Genomic DNA, 15,373 nt, shown 5'->3' with positions numbered 1-15,373 from the left:
AGCATCGACATGAACAGCTCCGCGGCGGGCCCGGCAGCGGGCGCCGAAAGGTTCCAGCCCTGGCAGGAGGAGCGCGGCCGCGCCCCCGTCGCCACCAAGATCGTGGTGGCGGGCGGCTTCGGCGTGGGCAAGACCACCTTCGTCGGCTCGGTCTCCGAGATCGAGCCGCTGACCACCGAGGCGGTGATGACCCGGGCGAGCGAGGGCACCGACGACCTCGCCGCGACCCCGGAGAAGACCACCACCACGGTCGCGATGGACTTCGGCCGCATCACCCTCGACGCCGATCTGGTGCTCTACCTGTTCGGCACCCCCGGCCAGAAGCGGTTCTGGTTCATGTGGGACGACCTGGTGCGCGGCGCGATCGGTGCGGTCGTGATGGCCGACACCCGCCGCCTGGAGGACTGCTTCCCGGCGCTCGACTACTTCGAGAGCTGCGACCTGCCCTACGTCGTGGCCGTCAACCACTTCGAGGGGACGGCGTACTACGAGCCCGAGGACGTGCGCGAGGCGCTGTCCGTCCCGGCCGGCATCCCCGTCCTGGTGATGGACGCGCGCAAGCGGGACACGGTCGTGGACGCGCTGCTGGCGCTCGTCGCCCACGCGCTGAACCTCACGCCCGCCTGACGCACGCCCGGTGTCCGCCCGGTGCCGCCGCGCGCGGCGGCACCGGGCGGACACCGGACCGCCACCCCCCGCAGCAGACCAGCACGCACCCAGGTATCCAGCACCCAGGGGAGATCCGCCATGCGGAAGATACTCATCGTCGGAGCCGGCCAGTCCGGCCTCCAGCTCGCGCTCGGCCTCCAGTCGCACGGCTACGAGGTCACCGTGATGTCCAACCGCACGGCGGACGAGATCCGCGGCGGCCGGATCATGTCCACCCAGTGCATGTTCGACCAGGCGCTCCAGCACGAGCGCGACCTGGAGATCAACTTCTGGGAGAATCAGAGTCCGCGCACCGAGGGCCTGGGCGTCTCGGTCGCCGGTCCCGACGGTTCACGCCCCGTCGACTGGCTGGGCCGTCTGGACGGCCACGCGCAGTCGATCGACCAGCGCGTGAAGATGGCCGGCTGGCTGGAGACCTTCGCCCAGCGCGGCGGCCAGCTCGTCATCCACGGCGCGGCCGTCTCCGACCTGGACTTCCTTGCCCGCACCTACGACCTGGTGCTGGTCGCGGCGGGCAAGGGCGAGCTGGTGTCGATGTTCGAGCGCGACGCCGCGCGCTCCCCGTACGACGAACCGCAGCGCGCCCTGGCCGTCTCCTACGTGCACGGCCTGGAGCGGCGCCCGGAGCACCCCGACATGCTGGCGGTGCGCTTCAACCTGGTGCCGGGCGTCGGCGAGCTGTTCATGATCCCCGGCTACACCCTCTCCGGCGCCTGCGACATCATGTTCTGGGAGGGCGTTCCCGGCGGTCCGCTGGACGTCTTCCAGGGCGTGCGCGACCCGGCCGAGCACCTGTCCCTCACCCTGGAGCTGATGGAGCGCTTCACCCCCTGGGAGTACGCGCGGGCCACCAGGGTGGAGCTGACCGACGCCAACGCCACCCTGGCCGGCCGCTACGCCCCGACCGTCCGCAAGCCGGTCGGCAGGCTGCCCTCGGGCGGCGCGGTGCTGGGCGTGGCCGACGTGGTGGTGGCCAACGACCCGATCACCGGGCAGGGCTCCAACGCCGCCGCCAAGTGCGCCGCGGTCTACCTGGACTCGATCCTGGAACGGGGCGAGAAGCCGTTCGACGCGGAGTGGATGCAGGCCACCTTCGACCGCTACTGGGAGACGGCGGCCCGGCACATCACCAAGTGGTCGAACGCGCTGCTGGTGCCGCCGCCGGCGCACGTCCTGGAGCTGATCGGCGCCTGCGGGCAGTACCAGGCGCTGGCCGACCGCTTCGCCAACGCCTTCAGCGACCCGTCCGACCTGGAGAACTGGTTCTTCGACCCGGAGAAGGCCCGGGCCTGCCTGGCGGAGCTGGCCGCCGCCGAACCGGCCGCCGAGCCCTCGGCCTGATCCTGGCGGGCCGGGACCGCCGGTCCCGCCGGTCCCGGCCCACTCGCCGTGTCCGGGCGGGCCGCACCCGTCTCATCCGCCGCCCGGGTACGGCGGTGCCCGCTTCCGCGGTTGCCGCGGCGCGTCGCCGCCGCTCCTGCGGGTCAGGGGCGCGGCCTCGGGGCTGTCGCGGCGTCCGTCGTACCCGCGCGACCCGCGGCCGGCTGTTTTTCCCGCGCGGCGGGTGGCGGGCAGCCCTGCGGCGGCGGTCCGGGGCCGTCCGCCGCACCGGCCTCATCCGCCGCCCGGGTACGGCCGCGCCTGCTCCGCCTGCGCCTGCCCGGCCCGCGCCTGCCCGGCCCGCGCCTGCCCGGCCCGCGCCTGCTCCGCCTGTTCCTGGGACCGCCGCAGCGCGGCCAGTTCCTCGTCGCCGAGGCCGGCCAGCAGCCGCTGGACCTCCGCCAGCCGCCGCTCGGCGGCGTCCCGCCGCCGCTCCTCCCGGCCGGCGAGCATCCGCTCCCGGTCCAGGGCGCGGCGGGCCAGGGTCGCCCGCCGGTCCAGCTCCCCCTCGGCGGAGTCCAGCCGTCCGGCCGCGGTCCTCTGGCGCGCGGCCATCCGCTCCAGCAGCCGCCCGTGCTCGAACACCGCCCGCACCTCGGCCGGATCGCGGCCGAGCAGCAGCCGCAGCGCGGGCGGGAACGTACCGGCGCCCTGGTACTGGCGGCGGGCGACCAGTCCGGCCGTGTCGCGCGCCGCGTCCAGTTCCACCCGGGTGTCGGCCAGCCGGCGCTGGAGCCGGACGGTCTCGGCGCGCTGCCCGGCCAGTTCCCGCACGGCGGCGCGGTGGGCCGTGCCGGCGGTCTCGGCCTGCCGGTACGCCTCCCGCAGCCGGAGCAGCAGATCGGCGACGGACTCGCCGCGCGCGTCCGTCGCCGGGGACAGGACGACGGCGGCCGCGGCCGTCAGGACCGCGACCGCCGCCGCTCGGGCCGGGCGGCCCCGCAGGTGTGACACCGGATCACCTCCGCAGCGCACGAGTCACGACACCACACCGTCCGTGGCTACTCGGTGATCGTGGCACGCGGGGCCGCCGCCCGCTCGTCGCGGACCGCCGTCCGGGGGGCGCCTCGGGTCCGGCGGTCCGCGCGGCGGTCAGGCGGGCCGCTTGACCGTCACGGTCAGCGACCAGTCGCCGCCCCCTCCGGTGTGCACCGCGCCCGCCTTGTCGCTCTCCCGGGTGGGGGTCACGTCGTCGTACGGGAAGGCGTAGGCGCGCCCGTCGGCCGCCATCTCGTGCACCAGCCGCGCGTACTCGTACACCGGGGCGTTGGTGTAGAAGTCCGCGGAGGTCGCGTCGGGCTGGGAGGGGTTGCTCAGCAGGGTGGTCCGGCAGAACGCGGCACCCAGCACCGCGGCGATCCGGCCCTGCTGGGTGGCGTTGATGCCGTGCAGGGTGCCGTCGCAGCCGAAGATGTCGGCCTCGGCGGGGGCGGGGCCGGTGCCCGGCTTGTCGAAGGTGTTCGGGGAGCCGTCCGTGATCCCCTCGAAGACCAGCTTGTCGCCCTGGGTGCGGCCGACGACCGTGGTGTCCGGCCAGACGTCGCCGAGGGCGATCCGCAGGTCCTCGCCACCGCCCGCGCGGTACTTCTGCCACACCTGGTCGACGTACTCGCCGTAGTGGCCGGCGAACACCTCGGTGCCCAGGCCGGGGAGCTTGGCCGGGCTGGAGACCCGCACCAGCCGGTCCCCGTCGTACAGGGCGCACTTGCCCCAGTCGCCGCCGGCCTGCTTCAGCCGCTCGGCCATGGCGGCGGTGCCGCCCTCCGGGATGCCGCCGACGTGCTGCTCCGCGGCGCTGCCGGGGGTAAGGGTCAGGGCGATGGGCAGGCCGACGCCGTCCACGCAGGTGATGTTCCCCCAGATCCCCTCGGGGATGTAGGTGAACTCGCAGTAGTCCCACGAGATGTTGTACGAGGCGTCATCGGGGTTGGCCGCGGACGGCTGGACCACGGCGCCCGCCGCGCCACCCGCGTTGGGGTTGGCGAAGAAGGACACGCTCTCGCCGAGCGAGAAGTAGATCCGCCCGCCGCTGAGGTGGTCGTTGAGCGGGATCTCCTGGCCGAACGGGATCCGGCGTTCGGCGATGAAGCCGCTCAGGTCGTGCATGGTGTCGGACGGGTTCGGGATCGGGTCCAGCCGTCCGGTGGAGGGGTTGAGGAAGCCCTGTCCGCCGCCGGGCATGTTGGCGTGGACGTAGGCGAACGTGTCGGACTGACCGGTGGAGTTGACGAACCGCACGGTCGGGGTCGCCGCGGCCGAGGGGCTCGCGCCGCCGGACGCGAAGCCGCGGGAGGTGGCGGCGTAGCCGATGACGGGGGCGGAGACGGCCGCTGCGGACAGGCCGAGAAACCTTCTGCGGGATACCACGGTGGGGAGCTCCTGAGGGACGTGGTAGGTGTGAACTGGCATGGCAGGGGCACGACAAGGCAGCCCCGGTGGCCGGTCGCCGTCCGCGTGGGGCGGGAACTGGACCGGTATTCCGCCACTGTGGTGAACGGGTCCCGCAAAGGTCAAGACTTTTGACTGAGAGCGCTCTCATTTAAGGTTCGCTTACAACTCCCGAAAGCATTGCCACAGGTACGGCCCCCGGCGGCAAGGGCCGGTTCAGCGCCTGAACAGCCGCCGCCCGCCCAGTTCGCGGGCGTGCTCCGCGCAGGAGTCGACCGTGTGCAGCCAGGTCTGCGGCAGCCACTCCTCCGCCGGGCGCCGGGCGGTGCCCCGCGGGTCCAGCCAGGACGTCAGCTCGCTCGCCGGCGGACGTGCCTCGGGCCGCCGGTGCAGACAGGCGAGCAGCACCGGCAGCAGCCCCTCGGGAATGCCCGCCGCCACGGCCGTCCACCCGGCCTCCGGCCGCGCCCCCGTGAGCGCCTGCGGCCCGCCCGCGACCCGGGTGAGGAGCGCGCCGAGGCCAAAGACGTCGTCGGCGGGCCGCGGCGCGTCCCCGTCGTCGGTGGCGGCGGAGTCCAGCAGGAGCGCGCAGTCCACCAGTCGGGGCCGGTCCGCGGCGACCAGCACCGCCCCCGGCCGCAGCGCGCCGTGGACGACCCCGGCGGCGTGCAGCCCGGCCAGCCCGTGCGCCAGGGCCGCGCCGAGCGCCCGTACGACCGCCTCCGGCGGCGGGCCGTGCAGGTCGAGCAGCCGGCCCAGGGCCGACCCGGGCACGAACTCGGTCGCCACCCACGGCTGTTCGCCGTCCAGCTCGCAGTCCAGCGGCGGCGCCACGTACGGGCCGGTCACCCGGGACCGGACGGTCCCCAGGACGTTCCGCAGCCGGGCCCGGACCTGCCGGTCGCGCAGCAGGACGGGGGAGAGCGCCCGTACGGCGGCGGTCCGCCCGCGCCCGCCGCGCCGTGCGCCGCCCCGGCCGAGGTAGACCGGGCCCAGTTCGCCCCGGCCCAGCACCCCGTACAGCCGGTAGGGGCCGAGCTGCCGGGGTGCGCCGGTGTGGGGGCGCGGCATCCCTGTGCTCACGGGCCGCAGGGTAGGCCCAACGGCACGGTTCCGGCGCCGAATGTGCCGTTCCTGCCGGAACTCTTCGCAAAAAGCGCGTCATCCGCCGCCTGCCGGCCGGGTGCCGGATGCCGGTGCCGGGTGCCGGAAGTGTGCCCGGTCATCCGCCGCCCGGTCGGTTGCCGCCCGGCCCGCTCCGTCCCCCGTCCCGCCCGCCGGGCTTCCGCCACGGCCATCTCGGCCCGCCCCGGGGCCGCCCCTCCGGCTCGTACACGTACCGCCAGCCGCGCGGCAGCGCCGCCAGCGGCCCGCGCCCGGTGACCGCCTCCAGCCGGTAGACGTACACGGCCGGGGCGCCGCCCGCCGGATCCGGCACGGGGATCTCGTAGTGCCTGGGCGGCCGTCCGGTGGGGCCCAGCAGCACCGGCAGTGTCCGCCCGTCCATCGGCCCGCCGACGAACAGCGTCTCCTCGCTTCTCACCGCCCCAGTCTCACAGCAGGTGCAGGGAGTCCTCGACCACCGGCACGACGCGCCGCGCCAGCCGCCCCACCGCACCGTCGGACCGTTCCGCCGCCAGCGCGGCGCGGGTGATCCCGGCCGTCTGCGGGTCGTGGGCGGCGGTGGCGGCCAGCAGGGCGACGAAGTGGTCCACCAGCCAGTCGCGCAGCTCGTCCAGCGGCGGCTGCTTGCCCTCGTCCAGCCAGATCAGCGAGGCGGCCTCCACCCCGGCCAGCCAGGTGCGCACCATCATCCGCAGCCGCGGGCCCGGTTCGGGCACCCGCATGTGCAGCAGGATCTGCTCGGCCGCGGCCCGCCGCACCCCGTCCACGATCGCGTCCGTCCGGGCGGTCTCGGCGGCGCTGCCGCCCCTCAGCAGCGCGGCGAACCCCGCGTCGTGCCCGTCGACGAAGGCCAGGTAGCGGTCCAGCGCCCGCGACAACCGGTGGGTGAGCGGGCCGGACTGCGGCTCGGCGAAGCACTCCCGCAGTTCGTCGGCCGCGCTGCCCAGCGCCTCCTCGTAGAGCTGCGGCTTGCCGCCGGGGAAGTAGCGGTAGACCAGCGGCCGGGAGACGCCCGCGGCGGCGGCCACCTCGTCCAGGGAGACCTCCTCGGGCGGGCGGTGCGCGAAGAGGGCGAGCGCGGTGTCGATGAGCTGCCCGCGCCGTTCCTCCACGCTGAGCCTGCGGTATGCCGGGGCGGTCATACGGGCAGCGTACCGCCGCCGCCCCGCGCGCGGCGGGGCCCGCACGCGGCGGCGCCCGTCACGCCACCGGGCCCGCTACGCCAGCAGCCCCGAACTCTTCCACAGCCGCCGGCCGACCCCGCGCAGCACGCCGATCTCGTCCAGGAAGTCCGTCAGCCGCTTCGCGCCCGCCTGCATCACCTCGCGGCGGTGCCCGCTGGCCCGCACCTGGGCGAGGGCCTCGCGCCGGTCGAGCCCGACGTCCGTGTAGACCCGCGGGTTGACGAAGGAGACCGACATCACCCGGGCCGCCTCGCCGGAGCTGATCCGGGTCAGCTCCGCCTCCCAGCGCGGGCAGTCCACCATCTGGCGGCGCAGTTCCTCCCGGGCGTAGCGCACGTGCCGCGCCTCCTCGACGACGTGGATGCGGGTCACCCCGCGCACCAGCGGCTGGATCCGCTCGTCGGGGAAGGTCAGCCGCTGCATCCAGTCGAGGATCTCCTCGCCCAGCAGCGTCGCGGTGAACGAACCCGGAGTGGTGGAAACGGTCTTGAGCAGCCGTCCCAGGTTGTGGTGGAGCGGCCTGACCGGGTACGCCCGGACGCCCGCCTTCTGGATGAAGCGGGCGAACATCTTGGAGTGGCGGCACTCGTCCTCGATCTCGGTGAGGGCGTAGCGCACGTGCGAGCTGGTCAGCGGCTTGTCGTAGATGTGCCGCACCAGCAGCTGCATCAGGATGACCTCGAACCAGATGCCCAGCGAGGCGAGGGAGGCCGCCTCGTGGCGGGCCAGGTCCATGCGCTGCTCCTCGGACATCCGCCGCCACAGCGGGGTGTCGTACAACGAGACCAGCTCCGGCGGCCAGAACCACCTGCCCTCCTCGAAGGGCGCGTCCCAGTCCAGCTCCTCGTCGGGGTCGAAGGAGTGCCGGGCGGACGCGGCGAGCAGGCGCTCGGCCGTCCTCTCGCGGTCCTTGAGCGGGCCGAGGGCGTCCCGGAGCTCCCCGGACCCGGGCCTTCCGGCCCTTCCGGTCCTTCCGGTGCCTTCGGCGTCGGTCGCGGTCGTCATGGCACGGCCACCTCACAGACAGGAGTTACTGACGGTCACACCGGCATCGCCTCTTATGAGACTACTCGTCAGCAAGCCCGTCAATCCCCTGGAAGCCCTTTGTTGACCCGCGGGTAACCAGTGCCGTCCGTTCCCCGTCGCCCGGACGGCGGGGAGCGGGCGGCGCCGGACGCCGGACGCCCCGCCCCCGGCGCCGTGGCGGCACCGGGGGCGGGGCGTTCAACGCCGGGGAGGCGTCAGCGGTGGTGGCAGTAGTGCGGGGCCGCACCGATGTTCACCACGTAGCGGGCCGAGACCCAGCCGTCGTGGTGGTGGTGCTTGCGGTCCAGCTTGTACCACCGCGGGTTGCCGTCGATGTTCTGGCTGTTGACCTTGCAGTCGATGTGGATGACCTTGCCGTACGGCAGCGAACCGATGACCTTGCTGTGGGTGTTCGGCTTGCTGCGGACGTTCAGGCCGCTCCGGGCGATGACGCGGCCCTTGTACGAGCTGGCGGCCGTGAGGGTGCTGGGAGCAGCCTCCTCCGCCATCTGCATGGGGGCCTCGACGCTCGGCCGGCTGAGCTCCTCGGCCGGGGTCGGCTCGGCGAGAGCCGGGCCCGCGGCGGTGGCGAGTGCGACGGCGCCACCGACGGCGCAGAGGGTGAGCTTGCTGAGCTTGGACTTGATCATCGTGGAGAAACCTCCTGGGAGGGTGCGGCCCGGCGGCGGGCCGGGCCCGGGAAAAGGCGCATGAAGAGGTCACGATCCGTGGCGGACCGATCACTGCCGTGCACGATTCACGTTAAATCGGGACATACCTGTACGCAATTCGTCACAGAAGGTGATGATCGGGGAAACCCGCAGGTGAGGGACCCATACGGCCGGGGAACGGCCCGCAAGCGTGAATCCCCCGGTCGGGCGAGATCCCCGCCCGTACGGCCGCCCGGCGCCCCGACCCGGGCCCGGCCCGGCGGCCCCGTACCGCCCGCGCGTGCCCCGCGGCCACACCCCGTGGAACGCTGTACCGGCCCGGACCGGATCCCGGGCGCGCCGCGCCGCGGTGCCGGGGAGACCCGACAGGACGACGAGACCGCCGCACAGGAGACCGCGCAGAACGATGGCACGCCGCCCCGCACCCGCACCCGACGCCGACCGAGCCACCCGTACCTCCGCCGCCCCCGGCTTCACCGCGGAGGACCTGTACGAACTCGCAGGTCCCCGCTCCTTCGAACGCGGCCGGGGCTACCTCGACGCCGTGGACGGCCTCGCCGTCCACCGCCGCACGGTCACCGCCACGGTCCACGGCACCACCCCCTACCGGGTCACCCTGCGCCCGGCCCGCTCCGGCCTCGACGGCCGCTGCGACTGCCCCCACGGCCAGGACGGCTTCTTCTGCAAGCACTGCGTGGCCGTCGGCCTGCTGCTCCTGGAGTGCGGCGAGGACCTCGCCGCACTGCGCGCCCGCACCGCGGACCGGGCCCGCGCACTGGAGACCTGGCTGGACTCCCTCGACCGTGCCCGGCTGCTGGACCTGGTCCGCGAACAGCTCGCCGCCGACCCGGAGTTCGAGCGCCGTCTGGAGCTGCGGGCCGCTCTGGAGGGGGCCACCCGGGAGGACCGCGGACCCGGACCGGGCCGCACCGACCCGGCCGCCGTCCGCACGCACGTCCTGCGACTGCTGGACACCCGCCCCTTCGAGCAGTACGGGTTCGTGGACCGGCGCGACGCCGCCGGATACGCCGCCCGGGCCGCCGAGGCAGCCCGCGCCCTGTGCGCCCTGGCCGACACCCCTCTCGCCGGGGAGGCCGCCACCCTGGCCCGGGAGGCGATCACGGTGCTCGGCGAGGCCGCCGAACGGGTCGACGACTCCGACGGGGAGCTCACCGGGGTCGCCGACGCCCTGGCCGAGGCCCATCTGGCGGCCTGCCGCGCCGCCCGCCCCGACCCCGATGACCTCGCCGACTGGCTCGTCACCCACCGGCTCGGCGACACCGGCCACCTGCCGTACCTCGACCCCGCCGACTACCGCGACGTCCTCGGCCCGGACGGCTGGACCGCCCTGGTCCGCCGGGCCCGCACCGCCCGGCGCGGCAACCCCTCCGGCTGGGCGGAGAAGGACCTGCTGGAACAGCTCCTGCGGGCCGAGGGCAGCGTGGACGCGCTGATCGGGGAACTCGCCGCCGACCTGGCCCCCGACGGCCACACACACCTGCTGGTAGCCGAGGAGCTGGACGCGGCCGGACGCCACGACGACGCCTTGGCCTGGGCCGAACGCGGACTGGCCGAACGCGCCGTGGACGGTGCCGACGGGGTCGTGAACGGGGCCGTGGACAGGGCCGGTGAGCAGACCGGGGAGCCGTACCCCGCCTCGCCTCCCCTGGTGGAGTACCTGGTCCGCCGCCACCGGGACGCGGGCCGCCACGCGGACGTACTCCGTGTCCTGCGCGAACACCTCCGCTCCTGGCGCAGCCCCGGCGCCTACCGCCGGCTGCGGGACGCCGCCCGCGAGGCCGGGCGCTGGGGGCAGGAGGAACGGGACGCCGCCCGCGCCCTGCTGGCGGGCACCCCCGCCCTGGTCGACGCCCTGCTGGACGACGGGGACGCCGACGCCGCCCTCGCCGCCGCCCCCGGCTGCGGGGCGAGCGCGGACCAGTGGGTACGCGCCGCCGACGCCGTCCGCGACCGCCGCCCCGCCGACGCCCTCGCCGTCTACCGCCGCGCCCTCGCCCCGCTGGTGGGGCGGACCGGCGACGCGGTGTACGGGCGGATGACGGAGCTGCTGCTGTCGGCCCGCGCCTGCCACCGGGCGCTGGGCACGGAGGAGGAGTTCGCCGGGCAGTTCGCCGGACTCCGCGCCGGGCAGCGGCGCAAGCGGAAGCTGATGCGGATGCTGGACGAGGCCGGTCTGTGACCCGGCCGCCCGCGATCCGGGCGGCGCCGCGCGCCCCGCCCGTTCGTCAGAAGCCGCGGAAGACGCCGTCCGGGTCCACGGCCTCGGCGAACTCGTCGAAGCCCATGTGGCAGACGGACAGGTTCCCGCTGACCGCGTCGACCTCGAAGGCGCAGGTGCGGAAGGTCGTGCCGCGTTCCTTGTACCGGCTCAGGCCCAGGACGACGAGGGGGAACTCGTCGTCCAGCAGGGCGATCCGGTCCGCGACGAACAGGAAGCCGGCACCCGGGCCGTCCGCCGACACCAGCTCCAGGAAGCGCTCCGGTGCCACGTCCCGGTACGCGGGGTCGTCGACGAACTCCACGTAGGACGTGAACGAGTGCCGCTCGTCCGGCTCCAGCACCTGCTGGAGGAGATTCCAGCGTTTCTCGCTGGAGAAGTCCGTCCGTACGACCAACGGGCGCTCGCTTCGGGGCAGTGGTTTCACTTAAAGCCCCTTTCTGTCCGCTTCGCTTCGCCTCCTGACTGTTCTTGACGCTACAGAGAGGTTTCCGCGAACTCACGACTCGACCGGCGTACAGGTACGCGAGCGCACGCACACTGCCCTTCCCCGCGTACGGAAGTGCAGAGCCGCGCTCAGCAGAGAACCGCGGCGGCGCCGGGGCTCAGCGGTCGTCGGTGACGGTGGTGGCGATGCCGTTGGCGATCACGACCTCCGCGGAGACGCCCGAGCCCTTGGCGGCGGCTTCGAGCCGCGCCTCGGTGCAGGCGGTGACGGCCTGCGCGTTCTCGTCGCCGCAGATGTCGCCGGAGCCCCAGATCCTGGTGTCCTCGGAGACGAAGAACTGCTGGGCCTCGCCGCCGGGACCGGTGACGACGTACTTGCCGGGCGCGAGGTGGGTGACGTTGCCGAACCAGGTGCCGTTGACGCCCTTGCCCTTGCCGATCCCCTCGGTGACCGGCTCGGGGTCCTCGACGGGAGCGACGGGAGCGCCCTCGTCCGGCGCCTGCCGCTCGGTGATCGTGGTCGCGATGCCGTCCTTCATGACGACGTCCGCGGGGACGGAGCCCTCTTCGAGGACCTTCTCCAGCTCATCGAGCGTGCACTCGGTGCCGCTCGCGGCGGCCTCGCCGCAGAGGGTGCCGGCACCGTGGATCCTGGTGTCCCGCGACACCCAGAACTGCTGGTCCTCGTCCCCGGTGCTCACGAGGTACTTGCCCGGGGCGAGGTACTCCACCACCCCGCCGGCGAAGGTGCCGCTGACGCCCGTGGACTCCGCCCTGCCCTGCGCCGGGGCCGCCGTGCTGGTGCCGGTGCTCGCGGAGGGGCCCGCGCCCGCCGTGTCCTCGCCCTGGCAGGCGGTCAGCAGTCCGGTGCCCGTGAGGAACGCGGCGGCGACGAGGAAGGACTTGGCGCGGCGGCTGGAGAACATGGGAAGAGTCCTTTGCGCAGAGGGGACCGGGGGTGCGGAGCGCCGTGTCCCGGTGGGGAGCGGCTGTGCGATCACCATGCGCCCCGCGGACGGCCCGGGGCCAGGGAAATCCTCGACCCAGGACCCCGCTGTTACCGCCCCCGGACAGAGCAACATCCCCTCGACAAAGCCGAGTCGGGGCAACCAGCGGTTCCGGAAAACCATCCAGCCCGGCCCCGGCCCCGGCCCCGGCCCCGGCCCACGAGGCGCCGGGGCCGGGGATGCCGACTGCCCGGCCGCATCGGTTCCCCGTGGCCGAACCCGGGTGAGGCGTCCCCGGACAGCCGGGCCGTCGTGGACGGGCCGCCCTCACCGGGCGTTCCGGGGACGAGGCCCTCGGGGTGCGCGCCGCAACTCCGGCGCGTCCGCTCACCGCGATGCGACCGCCGGGCCACGGCGCCGCACCGGCCGCCGCGGGAGTATCCGGGATCCGGGCGCGGCCCGTCAGCGGGAGCGGCGGGTGTTGAGCCGGGCGGCCCGGCGCGTCAGGTGGTCGCGCTCGGCGAGATTGGGCGCCTTGCGGGCCGCCTCGGCGTACAGTCGCGCCGCCGTCACCGGGTCGCCGTCGCGCTCGTGGAGGTACGCCGCCACCGCGGTGTGGCGGGGCAGGGAGTCGTCCAGCTCCGCGAGGGCCGCCAGCCCGGCGCGCGGCCCGTCGGCCTCGCCGACGGCCACCGCGCGGTTGAGCCGGACGACCGGGCTGCCGGTCAGGCGCACCAGCTCGTCGTACCACTCGACGATCTGCACCCAGTCGGTCTCCCCGGCGGTGGGCGCGTCGGCGTGGAGGGCGGCGACGGCGGCCTGGGCCTGGAACTCGCCCAGCCGGTCACGGGCGAGGGCCGCCTGCAGGATCCCGACACCCTCGGCGATCATCCCGGTGTCCCACCGGCCGCGGTCCTGCTCGGCGAGCGGCACCAGGCCGCCGTCGGGCGCGGTCCGGGCGGCGCGCCGGGCGTGGTGGAGCAGCATGAGGGCGAGCAGCCCCGACACCTCGGGGTGGTCGATCACGGCCGCGAGCTGCCGGGTGAGCCGGATGGCCTCGGCGGCCAGGTCGACGTCCCCCGAGTAGCCCTCGTTGAAGACCAGGTACAGGACGCGCAGCACGGTGGCGACGTCGCCGGGACGGTCGAACCGCACACCCGAGACGGTGCGCTTGGCCCGGCTGATGCGCTGCGCCATGGTCGCCTCGGGCACCAGGTAGGCCCGGGCGATCTGGCGGGTGGTGAGCCCGCCGACGGCACGCAGCGTGAGCGCTACCGCGGACGACGGCGTCAGCGAGGGGTGGGCGCACAGGAAGTAGAGCCGGAGCGTGTCGTCCACCGCGGGGGCGGGCCCGGGCGCCGGCTCCTCGTCCACGAGGTCCTCACGGCGGCGGCGGGCGGCGTCCGACCGGGTCGCGTCGAGGAACCGGCGCCAGGCCACGGTGACCAGCCAGCCCTTCGGGTCCCGCGGGGGATCGGCCGGCCAGACGCGGACCGCCTCGACCAGCGCGTCCTGCACGGCGTCCTCGGCCGCCGCGAAGTCTGCTCCGCGGCGGACGAGGATTCCGAGCACGCCGGGTGTGAGGCTCCTCAGCAGAGTCTCGTCCACCTCGGGTCACTCCGTGACGGTGGGCGGCGCGGCCAGGAACGGGCGCACCTCCAGCCACTCGTGGATCGGCTTCCCGCCCGCCCCGGGGGCGGCCGACAGTTCCCCGGCCAGCTCGACGGCGCGCTCGTGGCTGTCGACGTCGATCACCATCCAGCCCGCGATGAGGTCCTTGGTCTCGGCGAACGGGCCGTCGGTGACCGGCGGGCGTCCCTCGCCGTCGTAGCGGACCCACATCCCCTCGGGGGCGAGGGCCTGCCCGTCGACGAACTCGCCGGTCTCCTCCAGCCGGGCCGCGAAGTCGCGCATGTACTGCACGTGGGCCGAGATCTCCTCCGGCCTCCACTGGTCCATGGGAACGTCGTTGACCGCGGCCGGGGCGCCTCGGTAGTGCTTGAGCAGCAGGTACTTGGCCATCGGAGGTCTCCTCGGTGTGGTGCGGCCCATTGTGGTCGCGTTCACTGCGGGGACGGAGCCGGCCACGGGTTCTCGACATCACCGGCGGAACTTTTCTGCCCGCGTGGACGAGTCCGGGTGAGACGTGCCGCCTCGGTAGCCGCGCCCTGTCACCGGGGCAAGTGGTCCCACCCTCGCGAAAGGGTGATCTACTTCCCTTCCGCCAGTTTCCGCCGGGCGTACCGCGGAATCACGATCCTGGTGAAGGCGAACACCGCGACACCTGCCACGATGCCGTGCCACGTACTGGCCAGTGCCACTGTCCCACCGACCGCCGCGCCGAGAACAGCGGCGATCACGGTCGCGTGACGCAGGGCCGTCCGGTCGACGGCATGGGGGTCGGACGCGAACCGGCGCCACACCACCGGTCCCAGGTACACCAGCCATGCCCCCACGATGAGGGCGTACATGGCATTGGACAGTGCGTCTTCAAACACCGCGACGATCTCCTTCCGCTTGCGGTTCCGCCGGTCTTCTCGCGCCGCTCCGGCCGGGGAACGCGATGCTCATGCCCGGACGCGACTTCCCCCGGGGATTCCCGGAACGGGCGGTGGGCGGGACGCCGCGCCGCGCGTCAGCCGTACCAGGTGACGCCGCAGACGTAGACGCACTGCTGGCGAGGTACCGCGAGGAAGCTGATGAAACCGCGGCCGCCGAGGATGTCGAACTCGCGCAGCCCGCCCTCCCGGTCGAACGGCCTGCCGACCCGCACCGCGTCGGGCCCGAGAGCGGCGAGCTCGGTGGCGATTCTCTCCACTTCCGCCACCACGCCGGGCGGGAGACCGCCGGCGATGTACGTCTCGTCGGGGTTGTAGTCCCACTTCCAGTCACTCACAGTCCGGCCTCTGCCGCCGCCTCTTCGTGGATCCGCCGGATCTCGGTGATCGCCTCTGTCGGGTCGTGTTCACCCGCGTCCACGATCCGCTCCAGCTCCCGCAGACGGACGGCGCGTGCAGGGTGACGCTCGATCGCGACGAACACGGCCCAGGAGTGCACGAAGGCGCGCAGCGGGGCGAGGCTCTGCGTCTGCTGCGCGTTCGTGGTCGCCTCGAAAAGGTGCCGGGTGAGCGCGGGAATCCGGCTGGGGGCGATCCGGGCGACCGCGTCCCGCAGGGCGTCGGGGGTGAGGTCGGGCATCGGGATCAGAGGCCCGTACGGACCATCGGGCTGCGCACTCACGACGTCTGTCCTCCGCTGCGGACGGCTGGGGCTATGTACGGTACCGCCCGGCCGCTC

General features: G+C 74.2%; 17 protein-coding genes. 3 read left to right on the top strand and 14 right to left on the bottom strand.

What is annotated here, in order from left to right; genetic code table 11:
• Positions 1 to 9 precede the first annotated feature (9 nt).
• Together CUT44_RS20130 and CUT44_RS20125 are read left to right on the top strand one after the other, a co-directional pair.
• The gene (locus CUT44_RS20130) at positions 10 to 627 is read left to right on the top strand and encodes a GTP-binding protein (protein WP_100203290.1); all 618 of its coding nucleotides are present in this window, start codon (positions 10 to 12) and stop codon (positions 625 to 627) included.
• 120 nt (positions 628 to 747) lie between these two features.
• On the top strand, positions 748 to 2,010 hold the full coding sequence (locus tag CUT44_RS20125) for a styrene monooxygenase/indole monooxygenase family protein (protein ID WP_100203289.1): 1,263 nt from the start codon (positions 748 to 750) through the stop codon (positions 2,008 to 2,010).
• 273 nt (positions 2,011 to 2,283) lie between these two features.
• Here CUT44_RS20125 and CUT44_RS20120 read toward each other — a convergent pair whose 3' ends face one another.
• The 7 genes from CUT44_RS20120 to CUT44_RS20090 form a co-directional block, all read right to left on the bottom strand.
• Positions 2,284 to 3,003, bottom strand: a complete 720-nt coding sequence (locus CUT44_RS20120) for a coiled-coil domain-containing protein (RefSeq protein WP_100203288.1) — start codon at positions 3,001 to 3,003, stop codon at positions 2,284 to 2,286.
• A gap of 138 nt (positions 3,004 to 3,141) precedes the next feature.
• Positions 3,142 to 4,416 (bottom strand): glycoside hydrolase family 64 protein, encoded by a 1,275-nt coding sequence (locus CUT44_RS20115; RefSeq protein ID WP_158239638.1) that lies wholly within the window; start codon positions 4,414 to 4,416, stop codon positions 3,142 to 3,144.
• 237 nt (positions 4,417 to 4,653) lie between these two features.
• Positions 4,654 to 5,520 (bottom strand): protein kinase family protein, encoded by an 867-nt coding sequence (locus tag CUT44_RS20110; protein ID WP_146252268.1) that lies wholly within the window; start codon positions 5,518 to 5,520, stop codon positions 4,654 to 4,656.
• 139 nt (positions 5,521 to 5,659) lie between these two features.
• Positions 5,660 to 5,980 (bottom strand): hypothetical protein, encoded by a 321-nt coding sequence (locus CUT44_RS20105; protein WP_100203285.1) that lies wholly within the window; start codon positions 5,978 to 5,980, stop codon positions 5,660 to 5,662.
• A gap of 10 nt (positions 5,981 to 5,990) precedes the next feature.
• Positions 5,991 to 6,704 (bottom strand): TetR/AcrR family transcriptional regulator, encoded by a 714-nt coding sequence (locus tag CUT44_RS20100; protein WP_100203284.1) that lies wholly within the window; start codon positions 6,702 to 6,704, stop codon positions 5,991 to 5,993.
• A gap of 75 nt (positions 6,705 to 6,779) precedes the next feature.
• Positions 6,780 to 7,751, bottom strand: coding sequence for an AurF N-oxygenase family protein (locus CUT44_RS20095; RefSeq protein WP_100203283.1), 972 nt, complete (start codon positions 7,749 to 7,751; stop codon positions 6,780 to 6,782).
• A 236-nt stretch (positions 7,752 to 7,987) separates the two neighbouring features.
• A complete protein-coding gene (locus CUT44_RS20090) occupies positions 7,988 to 8,422 on the bottom strand; it encodes an SH3 domain-containing protein (RefSeq protein WP_100203282.1) in 435 nt (144 codons plus the stop codon).
• 427 nt (positions 8,423 to 8,849) lie between these two features.
• Between CUT44_RS20090 and CUT44_RS20085 the strand changes: the two genes are divergently transcribed.
• Entirely contained in the window at positions 8,850 to 10,643 is a 1,794-nt protein-coding gene (locus CUT44_RS20085; RefSeq protein ID WP_107488057.1) for an SWIM zinc finger family protein, read from the top strand.
• Between the two features lie 46 nt (positions 10,644 to 10,689).
• Here CUT44_RS20085 and CUT44_RS20080 read toward each other — a convergent pair whose 3' ends face one another.
• The 7 genes from CUT44_RS20080 to CUT44_RS20050 form a co-directional block, all read right to left on the bottom strand.
• Complete coding sequence (locus CUT44_RS20080; protein WP_146252267.1) at positions 10,690 to 11,109, bottom strand: DUF6924 domain-containing protein; 420 nt, start codon at positions 11,107 to 11,109, stop codon at positions 10,690 to 10,692.
• Between the two features lie 178 nt (positions 11,110 to 11,287).
• A complete protein-coding gene (locus tag CUT44_RS20075) occupies positions 11,288 to 12,055 on the bottom strand; it encodes a hypothetical protein (RefSeq protein ID WP_100203280.1) in 768 nt (255 codons plus the stop codon).
• A gap of 483 nt (positions 12,056 to 12,538) precedes the next feature.
• A complete protein-coding gene (locus tag CUT44_RS20070; RefSeq protein WP_100203279.1) occupies positions 12,539 to 13,684 on the bottom strand; it encodes an RNA polymerase sigma factor in 1,146 nt (381 codons plus the stop codon).
• A 6-nt stretch (positions 13,685 to 13,690) separates the two neighbouring features.
• The gene (locus CUT44_RS20065; protein WP_100203278.1) at positions 13,691 to 14,098 is read right to left on the bottom strand and encodes a YciI family protein; all 408 of its coding nucleotides are present in this window, start codon (positions 14,096 to 14,098) and stop codon (positions 13,691 to 13,693) included.
• Positions 14,099 to 14,286: 188 nt separating this feature from the next.
• Positions 14,287 to 14,574, bottom strand: a complete 288-nt coding sequence (locus CUT44_RS20060; RefSeq protein WP_146252266.1) for a hypothetical protein — start codon at positions 14,572 to 14,574, stop codon at positions 14,287 to 14,289.
• A gap of 137 nt (positions 14,575 to 14,711) precedes the next feature.
• A complete protein-coding gene (locus CUT44_RS20055) occupies positions 14,712 to 14,972 on the bottom strand; it encodes a hypothetical protein (protein WP_100203276.1) in 261 nt (86 codons plus the stop codon).
• Positions 14,969 to 15,316, bottom strand: a complete 348-nt coding sequence (locus tag CUT44_RS20050; protein ID WP_100203275.1) for a DUF6247 family protein — start codon at positions 15,314 to 15,316, stop codon at positions 14,969 to 14,971. Before CUT44_RS20050 ends, CUT44_RS20055 begins: the two co-directional genes overlap by 4 nt.
• Positions 15,317 to 15,373: the final 57 nt, after the last annotated feature.

The organism is Streptomyces carminius (assembly GCF_002794255.1).
GTDB lineage: Bacteria > Actinomycetota > Actinomycetes > Streptomycetales > Streptomycetaceae > Streptomyces > Streptomyces carminius.
The sequence above is the reverse complement of the archived record's forward strand: the minus strand, read 5'-3'. Positions and strand labels throughout refer to the sequence as shown.

Bases quoted from the DNA above. Each gene is read 5' to 3' on its own strand.
- CUT44_RS20130 (WP_100203290.1), top strand. From the start codon at position 10: ATGAACAGCTCCGCGGCGGGCCCGGCAGCGGGCGCCGAAAGGTTCCAG.
- CUT44_RS20125 (WP_100203289.1), top strand. From the start codon at position 748: ATGCGGAAGATACTCATCGTCGGAGCCGGCCAGTCCGGCCTCCAGCTC.
- CUT44_RS20100 (WP_100203284.1), bottom strand. From the start codon at position 6,704: ATGACCGCCCCGGCATACCGCAGGCTCAGCGTGGAGGAACGGCGCGGG.
- CUT44_RS20095 (WP_100203283.1), bottom strand. From the start codon at position 7,751: ATGACGACCGCGACCGACGCCGAAGGCACCGGAAGGACCGGAAGGGCC.
- CUT44_RS20090 (WP_100203282.1), bottom strand. From the start codon at position 8,422: ATGATCAAGTCCAAGCTCAGCAAGCTCACCCTCTGCGCCGTCGGTGGC.
- CUT44_RS20085 (WP_107488057.1), top strand. From the start codon at position 8,850: ATGGCACGCCGCCCCGCACCCGCACCCGACGCCGACCGAGCCACCCGT.
- CUT44_RS20075 (WP_100203280.1), bottom strand. From the start codon at position 12,055: ATGTTCTCCAGCCGCCGCGCCAAGTCCTTCCTCGTCGCCGCCGCGTTC.
- CUT44_RS20065 (WP_100203278.1), bottom strand. From the start codon at position 14,098: ATGGCCAAGTACCTGCTGCTCAAGCACTACCGAGGCGCCCCGGCCGCG.